The organism is Arthrobacter sp. UNCCL28 (assembly GCF_900102805.1).
Lineage (GTDB): Bacteria > Actinomycetota > Actinomycetes > Actinomycetales > Micrococcaceae > Arthrobacter > Arthrobacter nicotinovorans_A.
Genome location: NZ_FMWE01000009.1, coordinates 96,245 through 115,571, shown reverse-complemented (window position 1 = coordinate 115,571; position 19,327 = coordinate 96,245). Strand labels below are relative to the sequence as shown.

Annotated in this window: 19 protein-coding genes and 1 pseudogene; 14 read left to right on the top strand and 6 right to left on the bottom strand. The window is 63.8% G+C overall.

Translation table 11 applies throughout. The features are described 5' to 3' along the window. Positions 1–854 (top strand): pyridoxal 5'-phosphate synthase lyase subunit PdxS (gene pdxS / locus BLQ01_RS19710; protein WP_091553846.1); only part of this gene is annotated, 854 nt, incomplete at its 5' end. A 219-nt stretch (positions 855–1,073) separates the two neighbouring features. Here the strand turns inward: pdxS and BLQ01_RS19705 are convergent. Next, positions 1,074–2,006, bottom strand: coding sequence for a LysR family transcriptional regulator (locus tag BLQ01_RS19705; RefSeq protein WP_091553810.1), 933 nt, complete (start codon positions 2,004–2,006; stop codon positions 1,074–1,076). A 161-nt stretch (positions 2,007–2,167) separates the two neighbouring features. On the opposite strand from BLQ01_RS19705, the gene BLQ01_RS19700 reads away from it, so the two are divergent. Beyond that, positions 2,168–3,469 (top strand): aromatic ring-hydroxylating oxygenase subunit alpha, encoded by a 1,302-nt coding sequence (locus BLQ01_RS19700; RefSeq protein ID WP_026542250.1) that lies wholly within the window; start codon positions 2,168–2,170, stop codon positions 3,467–3,469. Further along, positions 3,466–4,881 (top strand): ferredoxin reductase, encoded by a 1,416-nt coding sequence (locus tag BLQ01_RS19695; RefSeq protein ID WP_026548168.1) that lies wholly within the window; start codon positions 3,466–3,468, stop codon positions 4,879–4,881. Before BLQ01_RS19700 ends, BLQ01_RS19695 begins: the two co-directional genes overlap by 4 nt. A 5-nt stretch (positions 4,882–4,886) precedes the next feature. Here the strand turns inward: BLQ01_RS19695 and BLQ01_RS19690 are convergent. Further along, a pseudogene (locus tag BLQ01_RS19690) lies at positions 4,887–5,549 on the bottom strand (LuxR C-terminal-related transcriptional regulator); the annotation flags it as partial. Between BLQ01_RS19690 and BLQ01_RS19685 the strand changes: the two are divergent. The 8 genes from BLQ01_RS19685 (at position 5,514) to BLQ01_RS19650 (ending at position 12,489) form a co-directional block, all read left to right on the top strand. Continuing rightward, positions 5,514–5,669, top strand: coding sequence for a hypothetical protein (locus BLQ01_RS19685; protein WP_302846724.1), 156 nt, complete (start codon positions 5,514–5,516; stop codon positions 5,667–5,669). The pseudogene BLQ01_RS19690 and the gene BLQ01_RS19685 sit on opposite strands and share 36 nt — an antisense overlap. 151 nt (positions 5,670–5,820) lie before the next feature. Further along, positions 5,821–6,162, top strand: coding sequence for a hypothetical protein (locus BLQ01_RS19680; protein ID WP_026542255.1), 342 nt, complete (start codon positions 5,821–5,823; stop codon positions 6,160–6,162). Between the two features lie 94 nt (positions 6,163–6,256). After that, positions 6,257–7,648, top strand: a complete 1,392-nt coding sequence (locus tag BLQ01_RS19675; protein WP_026542256.1) for a cryptochrome/photolyase family protein — start codon at positions 6,257–6,259, stop codon at positions 7,646–7,648. Positions 7,649–7,799: 151 nt separating this feature from the next. Then, complete coding sequence (locus BLQ01_RS19670; protein WP_091553808.1) at positions 7,800–9,299, top strand: CoA-acylating methylmalonate-semialdehyde dehydrogenase; 1,500 nt, start codon at positions 7,800–7,802, stop codon at positions 9,297–9,299. Beyond that, positions 9,299–10,372 carry an enoyl-CoA hydratase/isomerase family protein gene (locus BLQ01_RS19665; RefSeq protein ID WP_091553805.1) on the top strand — a complete coding sequence of 358 codons (1,074 nt, stop codon included), beginning with the start codon at positions 9,299–9,301 and terminating at the stop codon, positions 10,370–10,372. Before BLQ01_RS19670 ends, BLQ01_RS19665 begins: the two co-directional genes overlap by 1 nt. Then, a complete protein-coding gene (gene mmsB, locus BLQ01_RS19660; RefSeq protein ID WP_035761142.1) occupies positions 10,369–11,310 on the top strand; it encodes a 3-hydroxyisobutyrate dehydrogenase in 942 nt (313 codons plus the stop codon). The genes BLQ01_RS19665 and mmsB overlap by 4 nt, the downstream gene beginning before the upstream one ends. 48 nt (positions 11,311–11,358) lie before the next feature. Beyond that, positions 11,359–12,138 carry an enoyl-CoA hydratase gene (locus tag BLQ01_RS19655; protein ID WP_026542260.1) on the top strand — a complete coding sequence of 260 codons (780 nt, stop codon included), beginning with the start codon at positions 11,359–11,361 and terminating at the stop codon, positions 12,136–12,138. 63 nt (positions 12,139–12,201) lie between these two features. After that, entirely contained in the window at positions 12,202–12,489 is a 288-nt protein-coding gene (locus BLQ01_RS19650; protein WP_051420990.1) for a DUF4190 domain-containing protein, read from the top strand. 264 nt (positions 12,490–12,753) lie between these two features. Here the strand turns inward: BLQ01_RS19650 and BLQ01_RS19645 are convergent, their stop codons facing one another. After that, entirely contained in the window at positions 12,754–13,425 is a 672-nt protein-coding gene (locus BLQ01_RS19645; protein WP_091553803.1) for a TenA family protein, read from the bottom strand. A gap of 106 nt (positions 13,426–13,531) precedes the next feature. Here BLQ01_RS19645 and BLQ01_RS19640 point away from each other — a divergent pair, with 106 nt between their 5' ends. Continuing rightward, positions 13,532–14,407: a universal stress protein gene (locus BLQ01_RS19640; protein WP_091553801.1), complete on the top strand. Its 876-nt coding sequence runs from the start codon at positions 13,532–13,534 to the stop codon at positions 14,405–14,407. An 80-nt stretch (positions 14,408–14,487) separates the two neighbouring features. Then, positions 14,488–15,384, top strand: coding sequence for a helix-turn-helix transcriptional regulator (locus tag BLQ01_RS19635; protein WP_091553843.1), 897 nt, complete (start codon positions 14,488–14,490; stop codon positions 15,382–15,384). A gap of 100 nt (positions 15,385–15,484) precedes the next feature. Here BLQ01_RS19635 and BLQ01_RS19630 read toward each other — a convergent pair whose 3' ends face one another. Next, complete coding sequence (locus BLQ01_RS19630) at positions 15,485–16,057, bottom strand: cyclophilin-like fold protein (protein WP_091553799.1); 573 nt, start codon at positions 16,055–16,057, stop codon at positions 15,485–15,487. Beyond that, a complete protein-coding gene (locus tag BLQ01_RS19625) occupies positions 16,054–17,250 on the bottom strand; it encodes an MFS transporter (RefSeq protein ID WP_091553796.1) in 1,197 nt (398 codons plus the stop codon). Before BLQ01_RS19625 ends, BLQ01_RS19630 begins: the two co-directional genes overlap by 4 nt. Before the next feature lie 148 nt (positions 17,251–17,398). Between BLQ01_RS19625 and BLQ01_RS19620 the strand changes: the two genes are divergently transcribed. After that, on the top strand, positions 17,399–18,799 hold the full coding sequence (locus tag BLQ01_RS19620; RefSeq protein WP_091553793.1) for an HNH endonuclease: 1,401 nt from the start codon (positions 17,399–17,401) through the stop codon (positions 18,797–18,799). A 13-nt stretch (positions 18,800–18,812) separates the two neighbouring features. Here BLQ01_RS19620 and BLQ01_RS19615 read toward each other — a convergent pair whose 3' ends face one another. Further along, a complete protein-coding gene (locus BLQ01_RS19615) occupies positions 18,813–19,322 on the bottom strand; it encodes a MarR family winged helix-turn-helix transcriptional regulator (protein WP_026542267.1) in 510 nt (169 codons plus the stop codon). Between the last annotated feature and the right edge of the window lie 5 nt (positions 19,323–19,327).

Below are 19,327 nucleotides of genomic sequence, written 5' to 3'. Positions count from 1 at the left end.
GGGGCATGGCGGAGATGCTCAAGGGCGGCGTCATCATGGACGTCGTTAACGTCGAGCAGGCCCGCATCGCCGAGGATGCCGGTGCCGTGGCTGTCATGGCGCTCGAGCGAGTGCCTGCCGATATCCGCGCCCAGGGCGGCGTGTCCCGCATGTCGGACCCGGACATGATCGATGCGATCATCGCCGCGGTGTCCATCCCGGTCATTGCGAAGGCCCGCATTGGCCACTTCGTTGAAGCCCAGGTCCTGCAGTCCCTCGGTGTTGACTACATCGACGAGTCCGAGGTCCTGACCCCGGCCGACTACATCAACCACATCGACAAGTGGAACTTCACCGTCCCCTTCGTTTGCGGTGCCACCAACCTTGGTGAGGCGCTGCGCCGCATCAACGAGGGCGCAGCGATGATCCGTTCCAAGGGCGAGGCCGGCACCGGCGATGTTTCCAACGCCACCGGGCACATGCGCAAGATCCGTTCCGAGATCGCCAAGCTCGCAGCCCTTCCCGAGGACGAGCTGTACGTTGCGGCCAAGGAACTGCAGGCCCCGTACGAACTGGTCAAGGAAGTTGCCGCTACCGGCAAGCTCCCCGTCGTGCTGTTCACTGCCGGTGGCATCGCTACTCCGGCTGATGCCGCGATGATGATGCAGCTCGGCGCCGACGGTGTGTTCGTTGGTTCGGGCATCTTCAAGTCCGGCAACCCGGCAGAGCGCGCCGCCGCCGTCGTCAACGCCACCGCCTACTACGACGACCCCGATGTCATCGCCAAGGTCTCCCGCGGCCTCGGCGAAGCCATGGTGGGCATCAACGTGGACGACATCCCGCAGCCCCACCGCCTCGCAGAACGTGGATGGTAAGTTTCCGCTGCGCCCGGTGGGCGCTGATCCTCTGTGTGCTATTCCCCGCAACCGCTGCCGCCACTTTCGCGGTGGTTGGGGCGGGGGCCCTTTTACGCACACTGCCGGATCAGCGCCCACCGTCCCGTTTTTGGTGTGTTGGGCGCGAGGGGCTGTCCACCCGGAAGCTCTTCGATAAGTCCACGGGCTACCAGGTGTGGGCTTAGGCGGCTCTTGGGTTCAGCGCTCGTCTTCCGGCCGGGCCGTAAGGATCCTTTGAGCGCTCTCCTGCAAAATGCTGAGCGATTCCTGGATCAGTGGTGAGGCGATGCTGCCCCGCCGTGCCGCAGCCACAATGCGTCGGGTGGGCTTGCCCTTTCCCGTGATGCGCAGCCGGACAACATTCTCCGCGTTGTTCAGGGGTGCCAACCTTGGAAGCAGGCCGACGCCCAGGCCTGCGCCCACGAACGCTATCTGGGTTTCCCATTCCACTGCCTCGTGCGCCACCCGGGGTGTCACCCCCACGGCTGTAAAGGCGGCTGTGAAGAGGGAGTGGTACGTGGAGCCGGCGGCCTCGGTGATCCAAGGTTCGGAGGCAAGCTCTTCGAGCGTTACCGATTCCTGCGCTGCCAGTGGATGGTCCGCGGGAATGATCACGTCCAGGGGATCGTCCAACAGCACGGTCTGCTCGAACCGGGGATCGTCCTCACCGTAGGTTTCGGACTGCATGGCGACGATTACGGCGAGGTCGATTCGTTCTGCCACCAGCAAGTCGAAACAACGGGCCGGGTTGGCCTCCAGCACTTGGACTTCCAGCAGGGGACGCGTCGAGCGCAGCGTGGCGGCGAGCGGTGCCAGCAACTGTGCGGCCGCCGTCGAGAATCCGCCGAGCCCGAAATGTGACTGCACTTGGTCGCCGGCCTCCATGGCCGCTGCCCGCAAACTCTCCCATTCGGCAATCAGGGCGTCCGAGCCTGTCACCAAAAAGCGTCCCGTGGCAGTCAATCGAACGCCCCGGCCGTCTTTGGTCAGCAGCTGCATTCCCAGCATGCGCTGGAGCTCGCGGAGTTGCGCGGAGACGGCGGAGGGGGAGTAGCCGGTGAGCTCCGCTGTGGCGCCAATAGTGCCGCAGCGGGCGAACACCCGGAGTGTGATGAGCCTCGCATCGATCATGCACCTATTGTGCACGGTTATCTTCTGAATCTTGCGCTTTTGTTGCGGTTCAATCGTCCCTAATCTCATGACTATAAGGTTTTCGACAACGCCGCTCGCCCCCAACGCAGCCGTGCTCCCCACGAAACACACTCTGACCCACGCCTCCCGGGAGGAAACATATGTCTGCACCAGTCTTGCCCCTCAACTCACGTGGAAAACTCGCTTCATCCTTGCCTGCAGAGCAGCTGGCAGAGATCAGCGGTTTGTTCGAGTTCCGGCGTAAGGGATTTTCCCTGGACGCGCCCTTCTACACCGATTCCACGATCTTCAAGATCGACATGGAGGCCATCTTCGGCCAGCATTGGATCTTCGCCGCCAGCATCGCCGAACTGCCGGAGCCGGGCGACTACGTCACCGTCGACTATGGTCCCTACTCCCTGATCGTGCTGCGCAATGACGACGGCGGCGTGAACGTCCTGCACAACGTCTGCCGCCACCGCGGTGCCCGCGTCCTGACCGAAACAGCAGGCTCCACGGGAAACCTGGTGTGCGGCTACCACTCCTGGACGTACTCACCGGAAGGGAACCTGATCCACGCTTCGGCGCCGGGCGAGACCAAGTTCGACAAGAGCTGCTTCGGCCTCAAGCGTGCCCACAGCCGGGTAGTGGCCGGACTCATCTTCGTCTGCGTAGCGGACGAGCCCCCCACCGATTTTGATGAGACCTCCAAGATCTTCGAGCCCTACCTCGCACCCCACGATCTGTCCAAGACGAAGATTGCCTACCAGCAGAACATCATCGAAGAGGGCAACTGGAAGCTCGTCATGGAAAACAACCGTGAGTGCTACCACTGCGACGGCCACCCGGAGCTCGCGTGCTCGCTCTTCCCCACGTGGGGACTGACCGAGGGCCTGATTCCAGCCCACCTTGAAGAAGTGTGGGACCGCAACAAGGAAGCACAGTCCTCCCTCGAGGAGCGTTGCCGCCGCTACGGCCTTCCGTACGAGGTTGTGGAGGAGCTCGACACCAGGATCGCCGGCATCCGCATTTCACGCGAATCGCTCGACGGCGAAGGCGAGTCGTTCTCGCCCGATGGCCGCAGGCTCTCCAAGAAGCTGCTCGGCGACTTGCGGGACTTCCGCCTGGGCCGCTGCTCGATGCACCTGCAGCCCAACAGCTGGTTCCATTTCCAGAGCGACCACGTCATCACCTTCGGCGTCTTCCCCATCAATGAACACCAGTCCTTGGTGCGCACCACCTGGCTGGTTGCCGATGACGCCGTGGAAGGCGTGGACTATGACCTCGAGAAGCTCACCTACACCTGGAAGCAGACCAACCTGCAGGACAAGGCGTTCGTGGAGCTGTGCCAGACCGGTGCCGGCAGCCCTGCCTACGAGCCCGGCCCGTACATGAAGAGCGAGTACCAGGTGGAGGCCTTCATCAACTGGTACGTCCAGCGTGTCCAGGAGCACTTGGCATGACCGAAGTCCTCACCGAGACAGTGGTCCAGGAGCCCCATCGCATCCGTGGTCTTGAAATGCCATGGAACAGGGTCATGGGCAGCACCGAGGGGCCAGCCAGTGCCGCCCGTGCCCTGGGTCCCTGGCATCCGCAGGAGTTCATGGCCGAATGCGTGGAAGTTGTTCCCGAAGTGGGCGGCATGATGACCTTCGTGTTCCGCCGTTCCGACGGCGCACCCCTGGCCTTCCGTGCCGGCCAGTACGTCAATGTTGCCTTCCCGGTGAACGGCGGGGACCAGGACCCTGCGGACCGCAGCTACTCGCTGTCCAGTGCGCCCACCAAGCCGTGGACCTTTGACATTACGGTCAAACGGGATCCCACCGGGCTGGTTTCGCCGTGGGTGCACGAGAACATCAAACCCGGCACGGTCCTTGAGATGCTGGGGCCGGTGGGCGCCTTCCACCTCCCTGATGCAGACAGGCGGGCGCGGTACCTCCTGCTGGCCGCCGGTGCAGGCATCACGCCCATCATGTCCATGGTGCGGACCATCCACTCCTTGCCCGGACAGGCCGATGTGGTGGTGCTGTATCACGGCGCGGCAGCCGAAGGCTTTGCCTTTAATAAGGAGCTTGCCTACATTGCCTCGGTGGACTCGCGCATCAAGGTCTTCTATTCCCTGGGTGACCGAGGCAAGCCCGAGGACTGGGAGGGCCTGACGGGACGGCTGACGGCCGCCATGCTCGAGGAAGTGGCACCCGATGCCAACGGCCGCCAGGTCTATGCCTGCGGTCCTGAAGGCTACTTGAACACTGCCACGGAGCTCCTGGGGAAGGTGGGCGTGGACGATACCTCCATCCACATGGAGTTCTTCACGGGTGATCGCCAGACCATCCTCGAATACCAGGCGGAGCTGGCCCTTGCAGCGGACATTGCGGAGGAAATCGCCGAGGAAATCGCCGATTCCGCCGAGGACTACTACGAAAGCCAACCCACGGCGTTTGGACTCTACGAGCCGGGTTACGACGCTGAAGGAACGTTGAAAGCCACCGGCCTGCCGCTGGAAACCACCGATCCGGAGGCGGCAGGTACTGAAGCTTCCGACGCCGGTCCTCACGCCGGGCAGGAGGCCGCTGCCCCTGACTCGTCGAGCTTTGACACTGTGGGAACGGGAAGCCTCACCCTGTCCTTCCTGCGGACGGGCATTAACGTGCGCGTCGACCCCACCGAGCACATCCTCGGCCCGGCCCAGCGTGCGGGCGTCAGGATCGGCGCCAACTGCAAGGAAGGCATGTGCGGCTCCTGCAAAGTCGTCAAGCTTTCAGGGGATGTGGAGATGAACCACCAAGGCGGCATCCGCGCCCGGGAAATCGACGCCGGAAAATTCCTGCCCTGCTGTTCCACCGCGCTCACCGACATGGTGATCGACGCCTAGTACGGCTACCGGAGTCCCGCACTGTGGGCCAGCGCAATGGCCTCAGTGCGGGACCGGACGTCCAGTTTTCGGAAGAGGTTCCGGAGATGGAATTTCACGGTATTTTCGCTGATGCCGAGGTCCGTCGCGATCGTCCGGTTACGCTGGCCCGCGGCCAGCAGTTGAAGAACTTCAAGTTCCCGGGCGGCCAGCCCCCATCCGGCTGCATCCCCTGCCGGAGTTGATGGCGGATCGAGCGGCAGGACCACGGAGATGTCGGCTCCCCATCCCGGCATGATCTCCACGTTCATGGTCCCGTCCACAGCCTGCACGCGTTGAAGCAACCGTTCCAGGTTGGGTCCCTGAGGGGAAAGCTCACCGCCGCCGTCGTCCCTGACGTTGATCAGCAGGTTCTCGCCGTCGCAGTCCCACTGGGCCCGGACCCGATGAACCTCCGACTGCTCTGCGATCGCCAGGACCAAGCCCCGAACCACAGCCCTGGCTGCGTGGGCCACCTCTCCGGGCAGTGCCCTGCCGTTCGCCGGTGGTTCGATGAACTGGATGTCGATGTTGCTGAAGTGCATGAGTGGCCGGAGGTCTTCCCGGAGCCGTTCGAACGCTTTGGCCACAGGCTCCTCCACCAGATTGTTGGTGTGGTCACTGAGGGTCCGCAGCCCCACCAGGGCTTTGCCTCAACCATTGGAGCCGTGCAGTTGGCCGGTGCGGACGTGGCAGTTGCCGGCAGCGCGATCTACAGCGCGGCCGACCCGGAACTGGCGGCGAAAGAGCTTAAGGCAGCTATTCAATAATCTCCCGCCACGACACGGGATTTTCCACCCCCAACCCAGAGTTAACCTCATTTCGTCGTCCGGGTAACCCGAACGGGTCTATAGTGAGGGATAGGACATTCGCTGATGCAGCCCGGCGGCCCGCTTTTTCTTCCGACGCCGGAGGCCCGTAATGACCGACACCCAAATTGGCAGCTTTATTCGCGACTGTGTGGTGTTTGAGGACGACACTGAGAACGGCTTGGATTTTGACACTTTCTACGGCCTGTACATCAGCTGGTGCGTTCTTGGACGTAAGATTCCCATTCCCGACTCCGCTTTCAAGACAGCCCTGGAACTTGAGGGGCTCAGGCCCACTAAAGAAAATGGCCACAGGATCTACGCCGGGATGAGCATGGTAGGCCCGGCCGCCAGGGACTATGTGGTGAACAGCGTTCCCATGTGGCATGAGACTGAGGCCAGCACCGCCGCCCTTTCGGATATGGCGGAGGAAGCAGTTCCGTCCATCGCCTGATTTCATTCAACAGCCAGCGTCCAGCCCGTGCCCCTAGGATTTCATAGGGGGCTCGGGCTGTTCCCGTTTCCGGAGTGTGCGCTGAAAGGAATTGATGAAACCGTCCATCGTATGGTTCCGGGACGACCTGAGGGTCGCCGACAATCCGGCCTTGCGGGCCGCCGTCGACGACGGCGAAGCCGTGGCTTTGTTCGTCCTCGACGAAGAGTCGCCGGGCATCCGGGCCCACGGGGGCGCCGCACGCTGGTGGCTCCACCATTCGCTGACGGCGCTGCGTGAGGACCTGGACAAACTCGGCATCCCGCTGCTGCTCCGCCGCGGTCCTGCCGCGGACATCGTGCAGAAAACGGCGACGACGCTGGGCGCGGGCGCGCTGTACTGGAACCGTCGCTACGGTGCGGCCGAGCGGACGGTCGACGCCGGACTCAAGGCTTGGGCGGGCGAGGCCGGCCTGCATGTGGCTAGTTTCCAGGCCTCCCTCCTTCATGAACCGTGGAATGTCACCACCAAAACGGGCGGACAATACAAGGTTTTTACGCCTTTCTGGCGGACAGTGTCAGCCCAGGAATTCCGTGAACCGCTGGCCGTCCCGGCAAAAGGCCACGGATTCACCGGAAAGTTGCCGGCGTACGATGACCTGGATTCCTGGCAGCTGCTGCCCACCACCCCGGACTGGTCCGGTGGATTGGCGGAGATGTGGACCCCTGGGTCAGCTGCCGGGCACAAGCGGCTCGCTGCGTTCGTGGCGGACGGACTGGATAACTACAGCGAGGGCAGGAACCGCCCGGACACTGATGGCAGCAGTTGCTTGTCTCCCTACCTGCGGTGGGGCGAGCTGAGCCCCTTTGAAGTGTGGCATGCGCTGGGATCCAAACGTTCCGAAAGTGCAAGCATCTATGCCTCCGAGCTCGGCTGGCGCGAATTCTGCTGGCATCAGTATTTCCACAACCCGGAGATCGCCACAGCCAACCTTCGCCCCGAGTTTGACCGGTTCCCGTGGGCTTGGCCCGGTAGTAACGGAGCAAACGGGAAACACCCCGGGCATGAGGGCGCGCCGGAAGAGTTCCGCGCATGGCAGCAGGGCCGTACCGGCTTCCCCATGGTGGACGCCGGGCAACGCCAGCTGTGGCACACCGGCTGGATGCATAACCGTGTCCGCATGGTGGCTGCCAGCTTCCTCGTCAAGAACCTGGGCATCCATTGGCAGCTCGGTGAGCAGTGGTTCTGGGACACCCTGGTGGATGCCGATCCGGCGTCGAATCCTGCCAACTGGCAGTGGGTGGCGGGCTCCGGGGCGGATGCCTCGCCCTTCTTCCGGATCTTTAACCCTGAGGCCCAGCGGACCAGGTTCGATCCGCAGGGAAAGTACATTGCCCACTGGCTTCCCGAGTTCGGAACGCCCGATTATCCGGAGGAAATCGTTGACCTGAAAGCTACCCGGGCCGATGCCCTGGAGGCGTATAAGGGGATGAAGGAGGTCCACTGACCACCTTCACGGCACCCTCTGGAAATTAGTAGGAAGTCCGAGTATATTCAGGTTCAGAGATGACCTGGATCACAGTTGGTCACGTGTTCCCCGCAGTGGTTCCAGAACCAGCGGCACGGCAGTCATTCACGATGCAAAGGAGCATTTCACCATGGTGCGCGAACTTTCCCACTACATGGACGGCCAGAGGGTGGACGGCACGTCCGGCCGTTTCAGTGACGTCTACGATCCCTGCACAGGCGAAGTCCAGGCCCGGCTTCCGCTGGCCAGCGCGGACGAGGTCCGCACCGCCGTCGCAAATGCCGAGAAGGGCCAGCTCGAATGGGCGGCCATGAACCCGCAACGCCGCGGACGCATCCTGCTCAAGTTCGTGGACCTGGTCAACGAGAACATGGATGAACTGGCAAAACTCCTGTCATCTGAGCACGGCAAGACCTTCGCCGACGCCAAGGGCGATATCCAACGCGGCATCGAGGTTGTGGAGTTCTCGGCCGGTGCGCCGCACTTACTCAAAGGCGAGTTCTCGGACAACGCAGGCCAGGGGATCGACGTCCACTCGCTTCGCCAGCCCCTGGGCGTGGTGGCAGGTATTACGCCATTCAACTTCCCCGCCATGATTCCCCTCTGGAAGTCCGGTCCCGCGCTCGCCGCCGGTAACGCCTTTATCCTCAAGCCTTCCGAACGGGATCCCTCAGTGCCGCTTCGCCTTGCTGAGCTTTACAGCGAGGCAGGAGTTCCGAACGGCGTCTTCAACGTCATCAACGGCGACAAGGAAGCCGTGGATGCACTGCTCGAGGATCCACGGGTCAAGGCCATCGGCTTTGTTGGCTCCACGCCCATTGCCCAGTACATCTACGCCACAGCAGCCGCGCACGGCAAGCGGGCGCAGTGCTTCGGCGGGGCAAAGAACCACATGGTGATCATGCCCGACGCCGATCTGGACATGGCAGCCGACGCCCTGATTGGTGCCGGGTACGGTTCCGCCGGCGAACGCTGCATGGCGATCTCCGTGGCCGTACCCGTGGGCCAGGAAACTGCCGATGCGTTGGTGGCCAAGCTGACCGAGCGCGTCAAGGACCTGAAGGTAGGCCACAGCCTGGATAAGGATTCAGACTTCGGTCCCGTGGTGGCAGCCTCTGCAAAGGAGCGGATTGAGGGCTACATCCAGTCCGGCGTGGACGAAGGCGCAACCCTGGTGGCCGATGGCCGCGGGCTGACCGTGGACGGTTACGACGGCGGCTTCTGGGTGGGCCCCACCCTCTTCGACAACGTCACCAAGGACATGAAGATCTACAAGGAAGAGATCTTCGGACCGGTCCTCAGTGTGCTGCGTGCAGCTGACTACGACGAAGCGCTGCGGCTCTGCAGCGAGCACGAGTTTGGCAACGGCGTCGCCATTTTCACCCGCGACGGCGACTCCGCCCGCGACTTCGCCAGCCGCGTGGAGGTGGGGATGGTGGGCATCAACGTGCCGATTCCGGTGCCGATCGCGTATTACACGTTCGGTGGCTGGAAGGCCTCCGGTTTCGGCGACCTCAACCAGCACGGCGCAGACGCCTTCCGCTTCTACACCAAGACCAAGACGGTGACGTCGCGGTGGCCCTCCGGCATCCGCCAGGGCGCCAGCTTCATCATGCCGGCAGGCAGCTGATGGGGTCCGAAGCGGCAGGGGAAGAAGTCCTCTTTGAGCGTCGCGGCCACCTGGGGATCGTCACCCTGAACCGCCCCAAGGCGGTCAACGCGCTGAACGCGGGAATGGTGGAAGCCATGCTCCGGCAGCTGACCGATTGGGCCGGCGACGACGCCGTTGCCACGGTTTTGGTGCGCGGCGCCGGTGACCGTGGGCTGTGCGCAGGCGGTGACATCGTGGCCATTTACAAGGACATGCTGCACGGCGGCACTGAAACTGCGGAGTTCTGGGCTGAGGAGTACCGCCTGAACCTGCTCATTTCGCAGTACCCCAAACCATATGTGGCGTTCATGGACGGCCTGGTGCTGGGTGGCGGCGTCGGAATCTCTGCCCACGGCTCGGTCCGGATTGTCACCGAACGGACCCGCACCGGGATGCCCGAGACCACCATTGGTTTTGTGCCCGACGTCGGCGGCACGCTGCTGCTGTCCCGCTCGCCGGGGGAGACGGGAACCCACGCAGCCCTGACCGGCGCCCACCTCTCGGGGGCCGACGCCCTGTTCATGGGGCTCGCCGATTACTTCGTGCCGTCCGAAAACCTGCCCGCACTGGCCGAAGCGCTGGAAAGCTCGACGCCGGAAGCCGCCGTCGGGCGCTTTGCCCAAGCCGCGCCGGAGTCAGCTTTGGCGGCACAGCGCGAGTGGATCGACGCCGCATACGTGCATGACGACGCCGAAGAAATTGTGCGGAGCCTTCGCTCTTTGGGCGATCAGGCGATCGCTGCGGCGGACACGATCGAGGCGAAGTCACCGACGTCCGTGAAGGTCGCTCTGGCGTCGTTGCGACGGGTCCGAGGACTCCCGCTCGAGGAAGCGCTGGATCAGGAATACCGCGTGGGGCTTCGCTGCCTGGCCGGTCCTGACTTCCGTGAGGGCATCCGGGCGCAGGTGGTGGACAAGGACAGGAATCCGCAATGGAAGCCGCCCATCCTGGCAGACGTCCGCCCGTCCGACGTCGAGGGCTACTTTGCGCCGCTCGGGGAACGGGAACTGGGTTTGGCCACACTGGGCAGCGAGTCGAAGGAGACGGTATGACAGAGAATGCAGCCATGGCAGATATCCAAGGATCGGAAACGGGACTCATCGCGTTCCTTGGACTCGGACATATGGGTGGGCCGATGGCGGCCAACCTGATCAAGGCCGGGCACAACGTCATTGGCTATGATCCCGTTCCGGCAGCCGTCGAGGCAGCGGTGGCCCATGGGATTCCGATGGCCGCCACGGCGCATGAAGCTGCTGCGGAGGCGGCAGTGGTGCTGACCATGTTGCCCAGCGGCAAGCACGTCCTGGATGCCTATCGTGGGGTGGACGGCCCGGGGCTGCTTTCCATTGCGCGGCCAAACACACTCTTCCTGGACTGTTCCACCATCAATGTGGACGAAGCCCGGGAAGCTGCCGCCGTTGCCCTTGAAGCCGGGCACCGCTCGGTGGACGCCCCGGTTTCCGGCGGTGTGGTGGGGGCCGAAGCCGGCACGTTGACGTTCATGGTGGGTGCTTTGCCGGAGGACTTCGAGACCGTGAAGCCCATCCTGGAATTGATGGGGAAGAGGATCGTCCACTGCGGAGACCACGGCGCAGGGCAGGCTGCCAAGGTGTGCAACAACATGATCCTGGGAGTGTCCATGATTGCGGTGGCCGAAGCGTTTGTTCTCGGTGAAAAGTTGGGCCTCACACATCAGGCGTTGTTCGACGTCGCTTCCAACGCCTCGGGGCAATGCTGGGCGTTGACCACCAACTGCCCCGTTCCGGGACCTGTGCCCACCAGCCCGGCCAACCGCGATTACCAGCCTGGTTTTGCCGGAGCTTTGATGGCCAAGGACCTGCGCCTGGCCCTGAACGCGTTGGAAAGCACGGGTGTCGCGGCGGAGATGGGGCCGCTGGCATCACGGATTTACGATGCCTTTGCTGCAGGCGAAGGCGCGGGAAGGGACTTCTCCGGCATCATTACGGAGATCCGCGACAAGTCCGCGTGAGAGGTTTGAAAGGGTAAGGGATTGATGGAGCTTGGCGAGAGGGAGAGTATGACGGAGCAGTACCAGAACATTGTGGTGGAGCGTCGGGGACGCGTTGGCCTGGTGACCCTGAACCGGCCGGAGGCGTTGAACGCGCTGAACACTGCACTGATGAATGAACTCGTGGATGCCGTCACTTCAATGGACACCGATCCCGACGTGGGCGCAGTAGTAATCACGGGATCGGCCAAGGCGTTTGCTGCCGGTGCCGACATCAAGGAAATGTCCTCCAACAGCTACATGGACATGTACGCGGCGGACTGGTTCCGGCGCTGGGAGGACCTCACCCGCCTCCGGATCCCTGTTGTTGCGGCTGTTTCCGGCTTTGCTTTGGGCGGTGGGTGTGAGCTGGCCATGATGGCCGATTTCATCATCGCCGGCGACAACGCCAAGTTCGGCCAGCCGGAGATCAACCTGGGCGTGATCCCTGGAATGGGAGGCTCCCAGCGGCTGACCCGCGCCGTCGGCAAGGCCAAGGCCATGGACATGGTCCTGACCGGCAGGTTCATGGACGCTGATGAAGCCGAACGCTCCGGCCTGGTCTCCAGGGTGGTTCCTGCTGCTGAGGTCATCGACGAAGCGGTCAAGGCAGCGGAAGTCATCGCCTCCAAGTCCAAACCCGCCGCCATGGTGGCCAAGGAAGCCGTCAACGCGGCCTTCGAAATGGGCCTGTCCCAGGGGGTGGTCTTCGAACGGCGCGTGTTCCATTCGCTCTTCGCCACCGAGGACCAAAAGGAAGGCATGGCCGCGTTCAGCGAGAAGCGCCAACCGGAGTTCAAACACCGGTAATTCGCGCAGGTTTTGGGGCGTGCCGGGGGATAGACTCGGGGCACTTACAAATGGGGAGAGAACATGTCAACGGAGATCGTTCAGGCTAACCACACTGAAGCATCCACCCAGCCGATCAACCGGCAGGCCCTGGTGGCTGCGGCCATGGCCGTCCTTGCCCTCGCGGGGCTGTTCTTCGCGGGCATGGCAGTAATCGCGGTCTTCGTAGTGGGGGCGGGGCACGTGGCACTGAACCAGATCGAGCAGCGCGGTGAACGTGGACGGGGCTTTGCCATCGCCGCTTTGGTGGTGGGCTACGGGATAGGTCTCTTGTCCCTGGGCTCGGCGCTGATCTTCGCGTTTACCGGGTAGTGCCGGGAGTTCCGCTGCATTTGTCCGCTGCATTGGTCCGTAGATTGCGGCGCAGCTCACGGTCCGTCCTCCGTCATGTTCCATCTGATTGCGCCTCCTACTGAGGGAGACACGAAGCAAGCGGACTGAGGGACCCATGACCTGGCAATTTTGCGACAACGATTACTGCCCCGGGAGCTGGCACTGGACTGACCTGACGGGAAGTTCCGAGGCCTGCCGTGGTTCTGATGAACACGGGGCCGCTGAGCAGGGGCCCGTCCGCTCCTACTTCGCGGCGTAGGCCTCGTCCGGGACAAGCGCCGCGTCGAAGAACGCCCGCTCCAGCCGCACGGCCTCGGCGAAGACCACGGCAACGCGTTGCCGCTCCTGCGGGCGTGAAGGCTCGACGGCGTCGAACTCGTCTCGCAGCCACGTCACCCACGCGTTGTACTCAGGGTTGTTGTGGAGCCGGATCCATTCGGAGTGCTTGGGTTCGGAGGGCCACTGCGCGGGACCTCCGGCGCGGCCGGCCCACTCTCCGTAAAGCCACTCAGCGACCAGCAGCACAGCGAGGACCTCTGGGTAGGAGCGGCTCGCCAGGGCTTCCCGCATGAGGGCGTCGAAGGCCTGGGTGGCACTTCCGAGGGCAGGCGATGTCCGCTCCGTTTCCGGGACGTCCAGTTCATCGAAGCAGTCCTGGAAATACGTGTTCTCGTCAGAGGCGAAAGCCCCCAGAACCCGGGCAAACACCAGGCGTGAAGGGAGCGAAGGTGCTGAGGCAACGGCCTGTCCCAGCAGGGCGGTGAAGGCATCGCAGAACTGGTAATCCTGCACCAGGTACTGGCGCAGCCGCTCATCAGGAAGGGATCCGTCCAGCAGCTGGTCCACGAACGGATGGTTCACTGCTGCGTCCCAATCAATGGCCGACTGGTTCCTGAGTTCTTCGGCAAAGCCCACGATGTTTCCTCCTGAAGTGTCAGCATCGGAGCCTAGCAGCGTGCCGTGGTTTGGAAGCGAACATGACGCTCTGGTGCCTCATCGGTGGCCGGCGTAGGCTCTGGCCATGATGAACGAGCACGCATCAAAGACGATCGTGGCTGGCTATGACGGCTCTGAAGAGGCCAACCGGGCGGTCCGATGGGCGGCCGGGCATGCGGTCTTGCGGGGTTGTTCGCTGCAGATTGTCCACTGCTCGTTGTGGGTACTGCTGTCCCAGAACCGGGGTCCGGTCCCTGGAGTGGCCGACAGCGGTTTGGAACGCGCGGCGCACAAAGTCCTGGAAGAAGGGGTAGCCCTGGCCAAGGAGACCGTCCCCGAACTGGATGTTCGCGGCACCTTGCTGCACGGGATGCCCCGCGATCATCTGGTCCACGTTTCGTCCGGAACCGGGATGTTGGTGCTCGGAAGCCGGGGCCTTGGCGGATTCATGGGCTTGCTGGTGGGGTCCGTGAGTTTGGAGATGGCGGCAACCGCTGAATGCCCGGTGGCTGTGATCCGCGCCGACGACCATCCCAACGGTCCTGTCCTGCTGGCGGTGGATGAGACAGGTTCGCCGGCAGCACTCGAGGACGCATGCCTGTTTGCGGCAGCAACAGGTGCCGAACTCATGATCGTCCACGTGCTGCACGAGCCCGAGGGCTACAGGCGGTTGCGCGAGCCCGTGGAGGCATACCCGGACGCTGAAGCGATGCTCGACTCCGTGCTGAGCCATGCCCGGCACAAAGCCCCCGGGATCAAAGTGTCCGGCGAGTTGCTGGTGGACTCATCCTTCTCCCGTGCCGTGGTCAAAGCTTCACAAGGTGCTCGGCTCACGGTGGTGGGGACCAAAGGACATGGCCTCATCAAAGGCACCATCGGCTCAACCGCCCACGCCGTGCTCCACCACGCCCACAGTCCCGTGCTGGTTTCACGCCGCAAAGCCGCCTCCGAGGAGACGTAACCATCCCCTTCCGGCGTTGCCGTGGTGGAGGCCCTCTCAGGGACTCCCTCCCATGAAAGACCCGCCCTAGCATGGAGGGCATGGACAACAGGGCAGAAGTACGCGAATTCCTGATTTCCCGGCGGGCACAGGTGGCACCGGAACAGGTTGGCTTGCCCACGGGATCCAACCGTCGGGTCAAGGGATTGCGTCGCAGCGAAGTTGCCACGCTTGCGGGGCTGAGCGTGGAGTATTACACGCGTTTGGAGCGCGGCGCCATCAGTGGCGCTTCGCCGCAAGTACTGGAGAGCCTGGCCAGGGCACTGAACCTGGACGACGCCGAGCGGGCGCACCTGTTCGATCTCGCCCACGCCGCCAGTCCCGTAGCGCGGCCCCCGAGGCGCCGGAACTCCACGTCCTATGTTCCCCACCAGAGCCTGCAATGGGCACTGGACGCCGTCACGGCCGGCCCCGCCTTCGTCAGGAACGGCCGGATGGACCTGCTTGCTGTTAACCCCTTGGCCCGGGCGTTCTATAAGGACTGCTACGACATGCCCGGCCAGTCACCCAACATCGCCAGGTTCACCTTCCTCGACCAGCGTGCATGTCAGTTCTATCCGGACTGGGACGCCTTTGCCGAGGTGACTGTTTCCATCCTGCGCACTGAGGCTGGCCGCGACCCGCACAACAAAGAACTTCACGACCTCATTGGCGAGCTCAGCACCCGCAGCGAGGAATTCCGCACTCGCTGGGGAGCCCACAACGTCCGCCATCACGGCACCGGGTTCAAGACGTTCAACCACCCGGTTGTCGGCGAGATGACGCTCGCGTTTGAGGGCCTGGAGATGGCAGCAGAACCTGGATTGACCCTCACCATCTACGCGGCGGAACCCGGATCGCCGTCGGCCGAGCGCCTGCAACTGTTGGCATCATGGGCGGCCAGCGAATACGGGCAAGGCGCCCACCCGGCGTCGGAAAAGACTCGAACGGACAGCTGACCGCCGGACAGCGTGCGACGGCGGTGCGTGCGACGGCGGTGCGTGCGACGGCGGTGCTGCCGCCCCGTCGCGCTGCCGCAGGCTGCGGTGCCTGCGAGGGTCAGCGCACGACTTCCACGTGCACTTCCTGGCCCTCAAAACGCGCGAGCTCTTGCGGGGTGGCGTCGTAGCGTCCCAGGTGCACGGTTTGGTCCGAGAATTCGATGCCCGATGCGTTGTAGTAGAACCCCAGGTTTCCCCAAGGGATGAAGTAGATGAGGTCGCCGTCCCCGGGGTCGGATCCGGGTGAGCCTTCGTGGCGGAGAGGCCTGGGCAGGTCGGCGATCTTCTCCCGGCCGGCGAACTCTTCCATGGTGAGGGTGAGGGGCAGCATGCTCAGGAAGTCCCGGGTGGCGGGGCTGTCCTCGTCGATGGTCACATTCAGTGTTTCCGAATGGGTGCTGAAGCGGACCACGGTACCTGCCACGCTGTCCACGGCGGTGGTGGGTGACTCCCAGGGTCCTGATGTCCCTGCGGTGGTGGCTGTTTCCCGGGGTCGTGCTGTCCCATCGTCTGGTCCCGGAGCTGGCCCGTCCTTTGGTGCCGGGCTGCAACCGGGCAGTGCCAGAAGCAGGGCAAGGGCAAATGTAACCGTTATTGCCGGCACCTGCAGCCCAGGAATGGAGCGCCTCATGCCGAATCACCTGCCTTTCGATCCTTGAGCATCAGCAAGGTAAGGGGCACTAAGTACAGTGCGGCGATCACTGTTCCCACCACCACAGGACCTGTGACACCAAGCGCCGACTCCAAGGCGTAACCAGCGATCCACGAGCCCACTGCCGTACCGAAGTTGAATGCTGAGGTGCTCAACGCCGACGCCAAAGTCGGTGCGTTGCCTGCATAACCAACGGCTTTGCTGATCAGGATCGGATTGGTAGCCATGCCGAAAAGCCCCAGCAGGAAGATCAGCACCACGGTGACCAGCGCGTAGCGGGAGAACAGTGCAAGGGCACCCAGCACCAGGAATGTCATGCCGGCCGGGATGAAGAGCGCCGGATAGGGGTGGCGGGCGCCGAAGCGGCCTCCCAAATTCGAGCCTATGAACGCCCCGACGCCGTAGGCCACCAGCACCAATGGCACCACGGAAGCGGCAAGTCCGGTGTTTACCGTCAGCAAGGGCGAGATGAAACTGTAGGCGGCCAAGGACGATCCGCACACGATCGCGCAGCCGGCCAGGACAAGCCAGACCCGGGTATCACGCATGCTGGCAAGCTCGGCCCGCACTGACGGAGCAGCGCCGGACTCCTGGCTGGCCGGTACCAGCCGGTACACAACACCGGAGGCCGCCAACGCGAGGACAGCCAACGCCCAAAACGGCCCCCGCCAGCCCACCACCTGCCCGGCAAACGATCCAAGGGGTACACCCACCACGTTGGCGAGCATGCCACCGCCGAGGACAACGCCCAGCGCCCGGGACGCTGAAGCCGCGCCCGCCGCTTTGGCACCCACGACGGCGGCTACCGCCCAGAATGCGCCAGTCGCCAAAGCAGTGAGGAAACGTGCGCCAAGAATGAGGGTGAAATCGGAGGTTAGCGCCACGATGACGTGGCCCACGGCGAAGACCACCAGTGCGAGGCTCAGCGTCAGGCGGCGTGGCAGCTTGAGCGTCAAGATGGACATGGTGGGCGTGCCCACGATCATCCCCACCGCGAAGACCGTGATCATGAGGCCAGCATCGGCTACGGACGTGCCAAGATCAGTGGCGATCTCCGGCAGGATGCCCGCAACAATGAACTCGGTGGTTCCCATCAGGAACACGCCTGCCGCCAGAACGTAGGTCACTAGTGGCAAGCGCCGGGTCTTGGTACTGGGGAGAGTTGTGGTCATGACTCCAGAACATCAGGGTTATGGACTGGGAGGGAGTCCCGCTTAAGGGAGGTCCTCCGAGGGACTCCCTCCCTGAGCGTCCCGCCCACTGCGCTCCACGTGCGGTCACCGACGTTATTTTGTCGGTGGCTGCTGCCAGAGTTAGGGCATGGAGCGAATTGGGGAGAATCGAGCGGCCGCCGGGGTGGCGGGTCCGCTTGCTGCTGCCACGTCCGCCCACTCTCTGGGCGGAGTTCCGCCCAGCCCAGTTCAGCCCGACACTGCACCCGCCAGCACCGTCAGTAGCGACCTCATTGAACAGTTGCGGGTCCTGGAGGAGATGAAGTCTGCCATCTCCGCTTTGCAGGCGCGGATAGCCGTGGCCTTTGATCTTGCCCAGCGCGCCGAGCAAGCCGAGGCAGGCGTTCCTGCGGCCGAGCGTGGACAAGGTGTGGGAGCCCAGGTTGCGTTGGCCCGGCGCGAGTCACCGAACCGTGGGTCGCGTCTCCTGGGCTTGGCGAAAGCCCTTGTCACGGAGATGCCCCGCACCTTGGCGGCCCTGAAATCGGGGAACTTGAATGAATGGCGCGCCACGCTTCTTGTTAAGGAAACGGCCTGCCTGTCTGTCGAGGACCGTTGTGCGGTCGACGAGGAGCTCGCCCCCGACACCGGGACCTTTGACGGCAAAGGCGATAAGGCGATCATTGCCGCCGCGAAAGCTGCCGCATATCGACGGGATCCGCGGTCAGTGGTGGGGCGTGCCAGCCGTGCTGCGGCCGAGCGGACCGTCAGCCTCCGTCCGGCCCCGGACACTATGACATACCTGACGGCCTTGCTTCCGGTAGCCCAGGGCGTAGCGGTCTACGCCGCATTGACTCGAGCGGCTGATTCTGCCCGTTCCAGCGGGGATACCCGGGGTCGGGGCCAGCTCATGGCCGACACCCTCACCGCACGCATTACGGGCACCCCGGGCGGGATTTCGGGGATCAACCTGGACCTCGTCATGACTGACCGCACCCTTTTCCAAGGCGACAGCGAACCAGCAAGGCTCAAAGGCTACGGAATCGTCCCCGCTGAATGGGGAAGGGAACTGCTCGCGTTGGGGCAAGCCTCAGCCGTGGGTCAGGCGGGCGTGAACCCAGCCTCTAGAGCAGGGCACCCCAGCCAGGGTCCCGCGGCAGGGCTGAACGCAGAGTTCACTGTATGGCTTCGCCGGCTCTACACTGCGCCGGGCACAGGGGAACTGCTTGCTACCGATTCCAAGGCCCGGCTCTTCACGGGTGGGCTTCGGCGCTTCATTGAAACCCGCGACGATAGTTGCCGGACTCCTTATTGCGATGCGCCCATACGGCATATTGACCATGTGGTTCCGTGGCGTTCCGGAGGAGGGACCAGCCTGGCTAACGGCGCCGGTCTATGCGAAGCGTGCAACCACACCAAGGAAAACGCCGGTTGGAGCACCAAGGTCATGCCCGGGGACGTTCACGCCCTGGAAATCAGCACCCCTACCGGTCACACATACCAATCAAAGGCTCCACCACTGCCCGGCCACCATCCCTTCAGAACGTAGACAGGCGTAAGCCCTATTCCTCGGTGAAATCTCCGGCGTCCCTCCGGAAGCTGCCCAGCACGCGGATGAGGTGGTCCACGTCGTCGGGCCCGAATCCCGACTGTCCGAAGACCTCGGCATTGAGGGCCGCCGTCGCTTTTTTGGCGAGCGTTCGGCCTTCAGGGGTGAGCTCGATCAGGGTGGTGCGCCCATCGGTGGGGTGCGGTGACCGGGCAACCAGGGCTGCCTTTTCCAAGCGGTCGACGGCGTTGGTCACCGAGGTGGGATGCACCTGCAGGAGCGCGCTGGCTTTGTTCATGGGCAGCGCGCCGCTGCGGGCGAAACTCAGGAGTGCGAGCAGTTCGTAGCGTGCAAAGGTCAGCCCGAACGGCTTAAGGACCGTCTCAATACGCGCAAGCAGGATCTGCTGGGTTCGCATGATGGCGGTAATGGCGGCCATGGGCGCGGCGACATCACCCCAGCCATGCCGTTCCCAGTTGCGTTGGGCATCGGCGATGGGGTCGCGGGGGAGTGGCGTGCCCATGGGCC

Bases quoted from the DNA above. Each gene is read 5' to 3' on its own strand.
- BLQ01_RS19705 (WP_091553810.1), bottom strand. From the start codon at position 2,006: ATGATCGATGCGAGGCTCATCACACTCCGGGTGTTCGCCCGCTGCGGC.
- BLQ01_RS19700 (WP_026542250.1), top strand. From the start codon at position 2,168: ATGTCTGCACCAGTCTTGCCCCTCAACTCACGTGGAAAACTCGCTTCA.
- BLQ01_RS19695 (WP_026548168.1), top strand. From the start codon at position 3,466: ATGACCGAAGTCCTCACCGAGACAGTGGTCCAGGAGCCCCATCGCATC.
- BLQ01_RS19680 (WP_026542255.1), top strand. From the start codon at position 5,821: ATGACCGACACCCAAATTGGCAGCTTTATTCGCGACTGTGTGGTGTTT.
- BLQ01_RS19675 (WP_026542256.1), top strand. From the start codon at position 6,257: ATGAAACCGTCCATCGTATGGTTCCGGGACGACCTGAGGGTCGCCGAC.
- BLQ01_RS19670 (WP_091553808.1), top strand. From the start codon at position 7,800: ATGGTGCGCGAACTTTCCCACTACATGGACGGCCAGAGGGTGGACGGC.
- BLQ01_RS19665 (WP_091553805.1), top strand. From the start codon at position 9,299: ATGGGGTCCGAAGCGGCAGGGGAAGAAGTCCTCTTTGAGCGTCGCGGC.
- mmsB (WP_035761142.1), top strand. From the start codon at position 10,369: ATGACAGAGAATGCAGCCATGGCAGATATCCAAGGATCGGAAACGGGA.
- BLQ01_RS19655 (WP_026542260.1), top strand. From the start codon at position 11,359: ATGACGGAGCAGTACCAGAACATTGTGGTGGAGCGTCGGGGACGCGTT.
- BLQ01_RS19650 (WP_051420990.1), top strand. From the start codon at position 12,202: ATGTCAACGGAGATCGTTCAGGCTAACCACACTGAAGCATCCACCCAG.
- BLQ01_RS19640 (WP_091553801.1), top strand. From the start codon at position 13,532: ATGATGAACGAGCACGCATCAAAGACGATCGTGGCTGGCTATGACGGC.
- BLQ01_RS19635 (WP_091553843.1), top strand. From the start codon at position 14,488: ATGGACAACAGGGCAGAAGTACGCGAATTCCTGATTTCCCGGCGGGCA.
- BLQ01_RS19630 (WP_091553799.1), bottom strand. From the start codon at position 16,057: ATGAGGCGCTCCATTCCTGGGCTGCAGGTGCCGGCAATAACGGTTACA.
- BLQ01_RS19625 (WP_091553796.1), bottom strand. From the start codon at position 17,250: ATGACCACAACTCTCCCCAGTACCAAGACCCGGCGCTTGCCACTAGTG.
- BLQ01_RS19620 (WP_091553793.1), top strand. From the start codon at position 17,399: ATGGAGCGAATTGGGGAGAATCGAGCGGCCGCCGGGGTGGCGGGTCCG.
- BLQ01_RS19615 (WP_026542267.1), bottom strand. From the start codon at position 19,322: ATGGGCACGCCACTCCCCCGCGACCCCATCGCCGATGCCCAACGCAAC.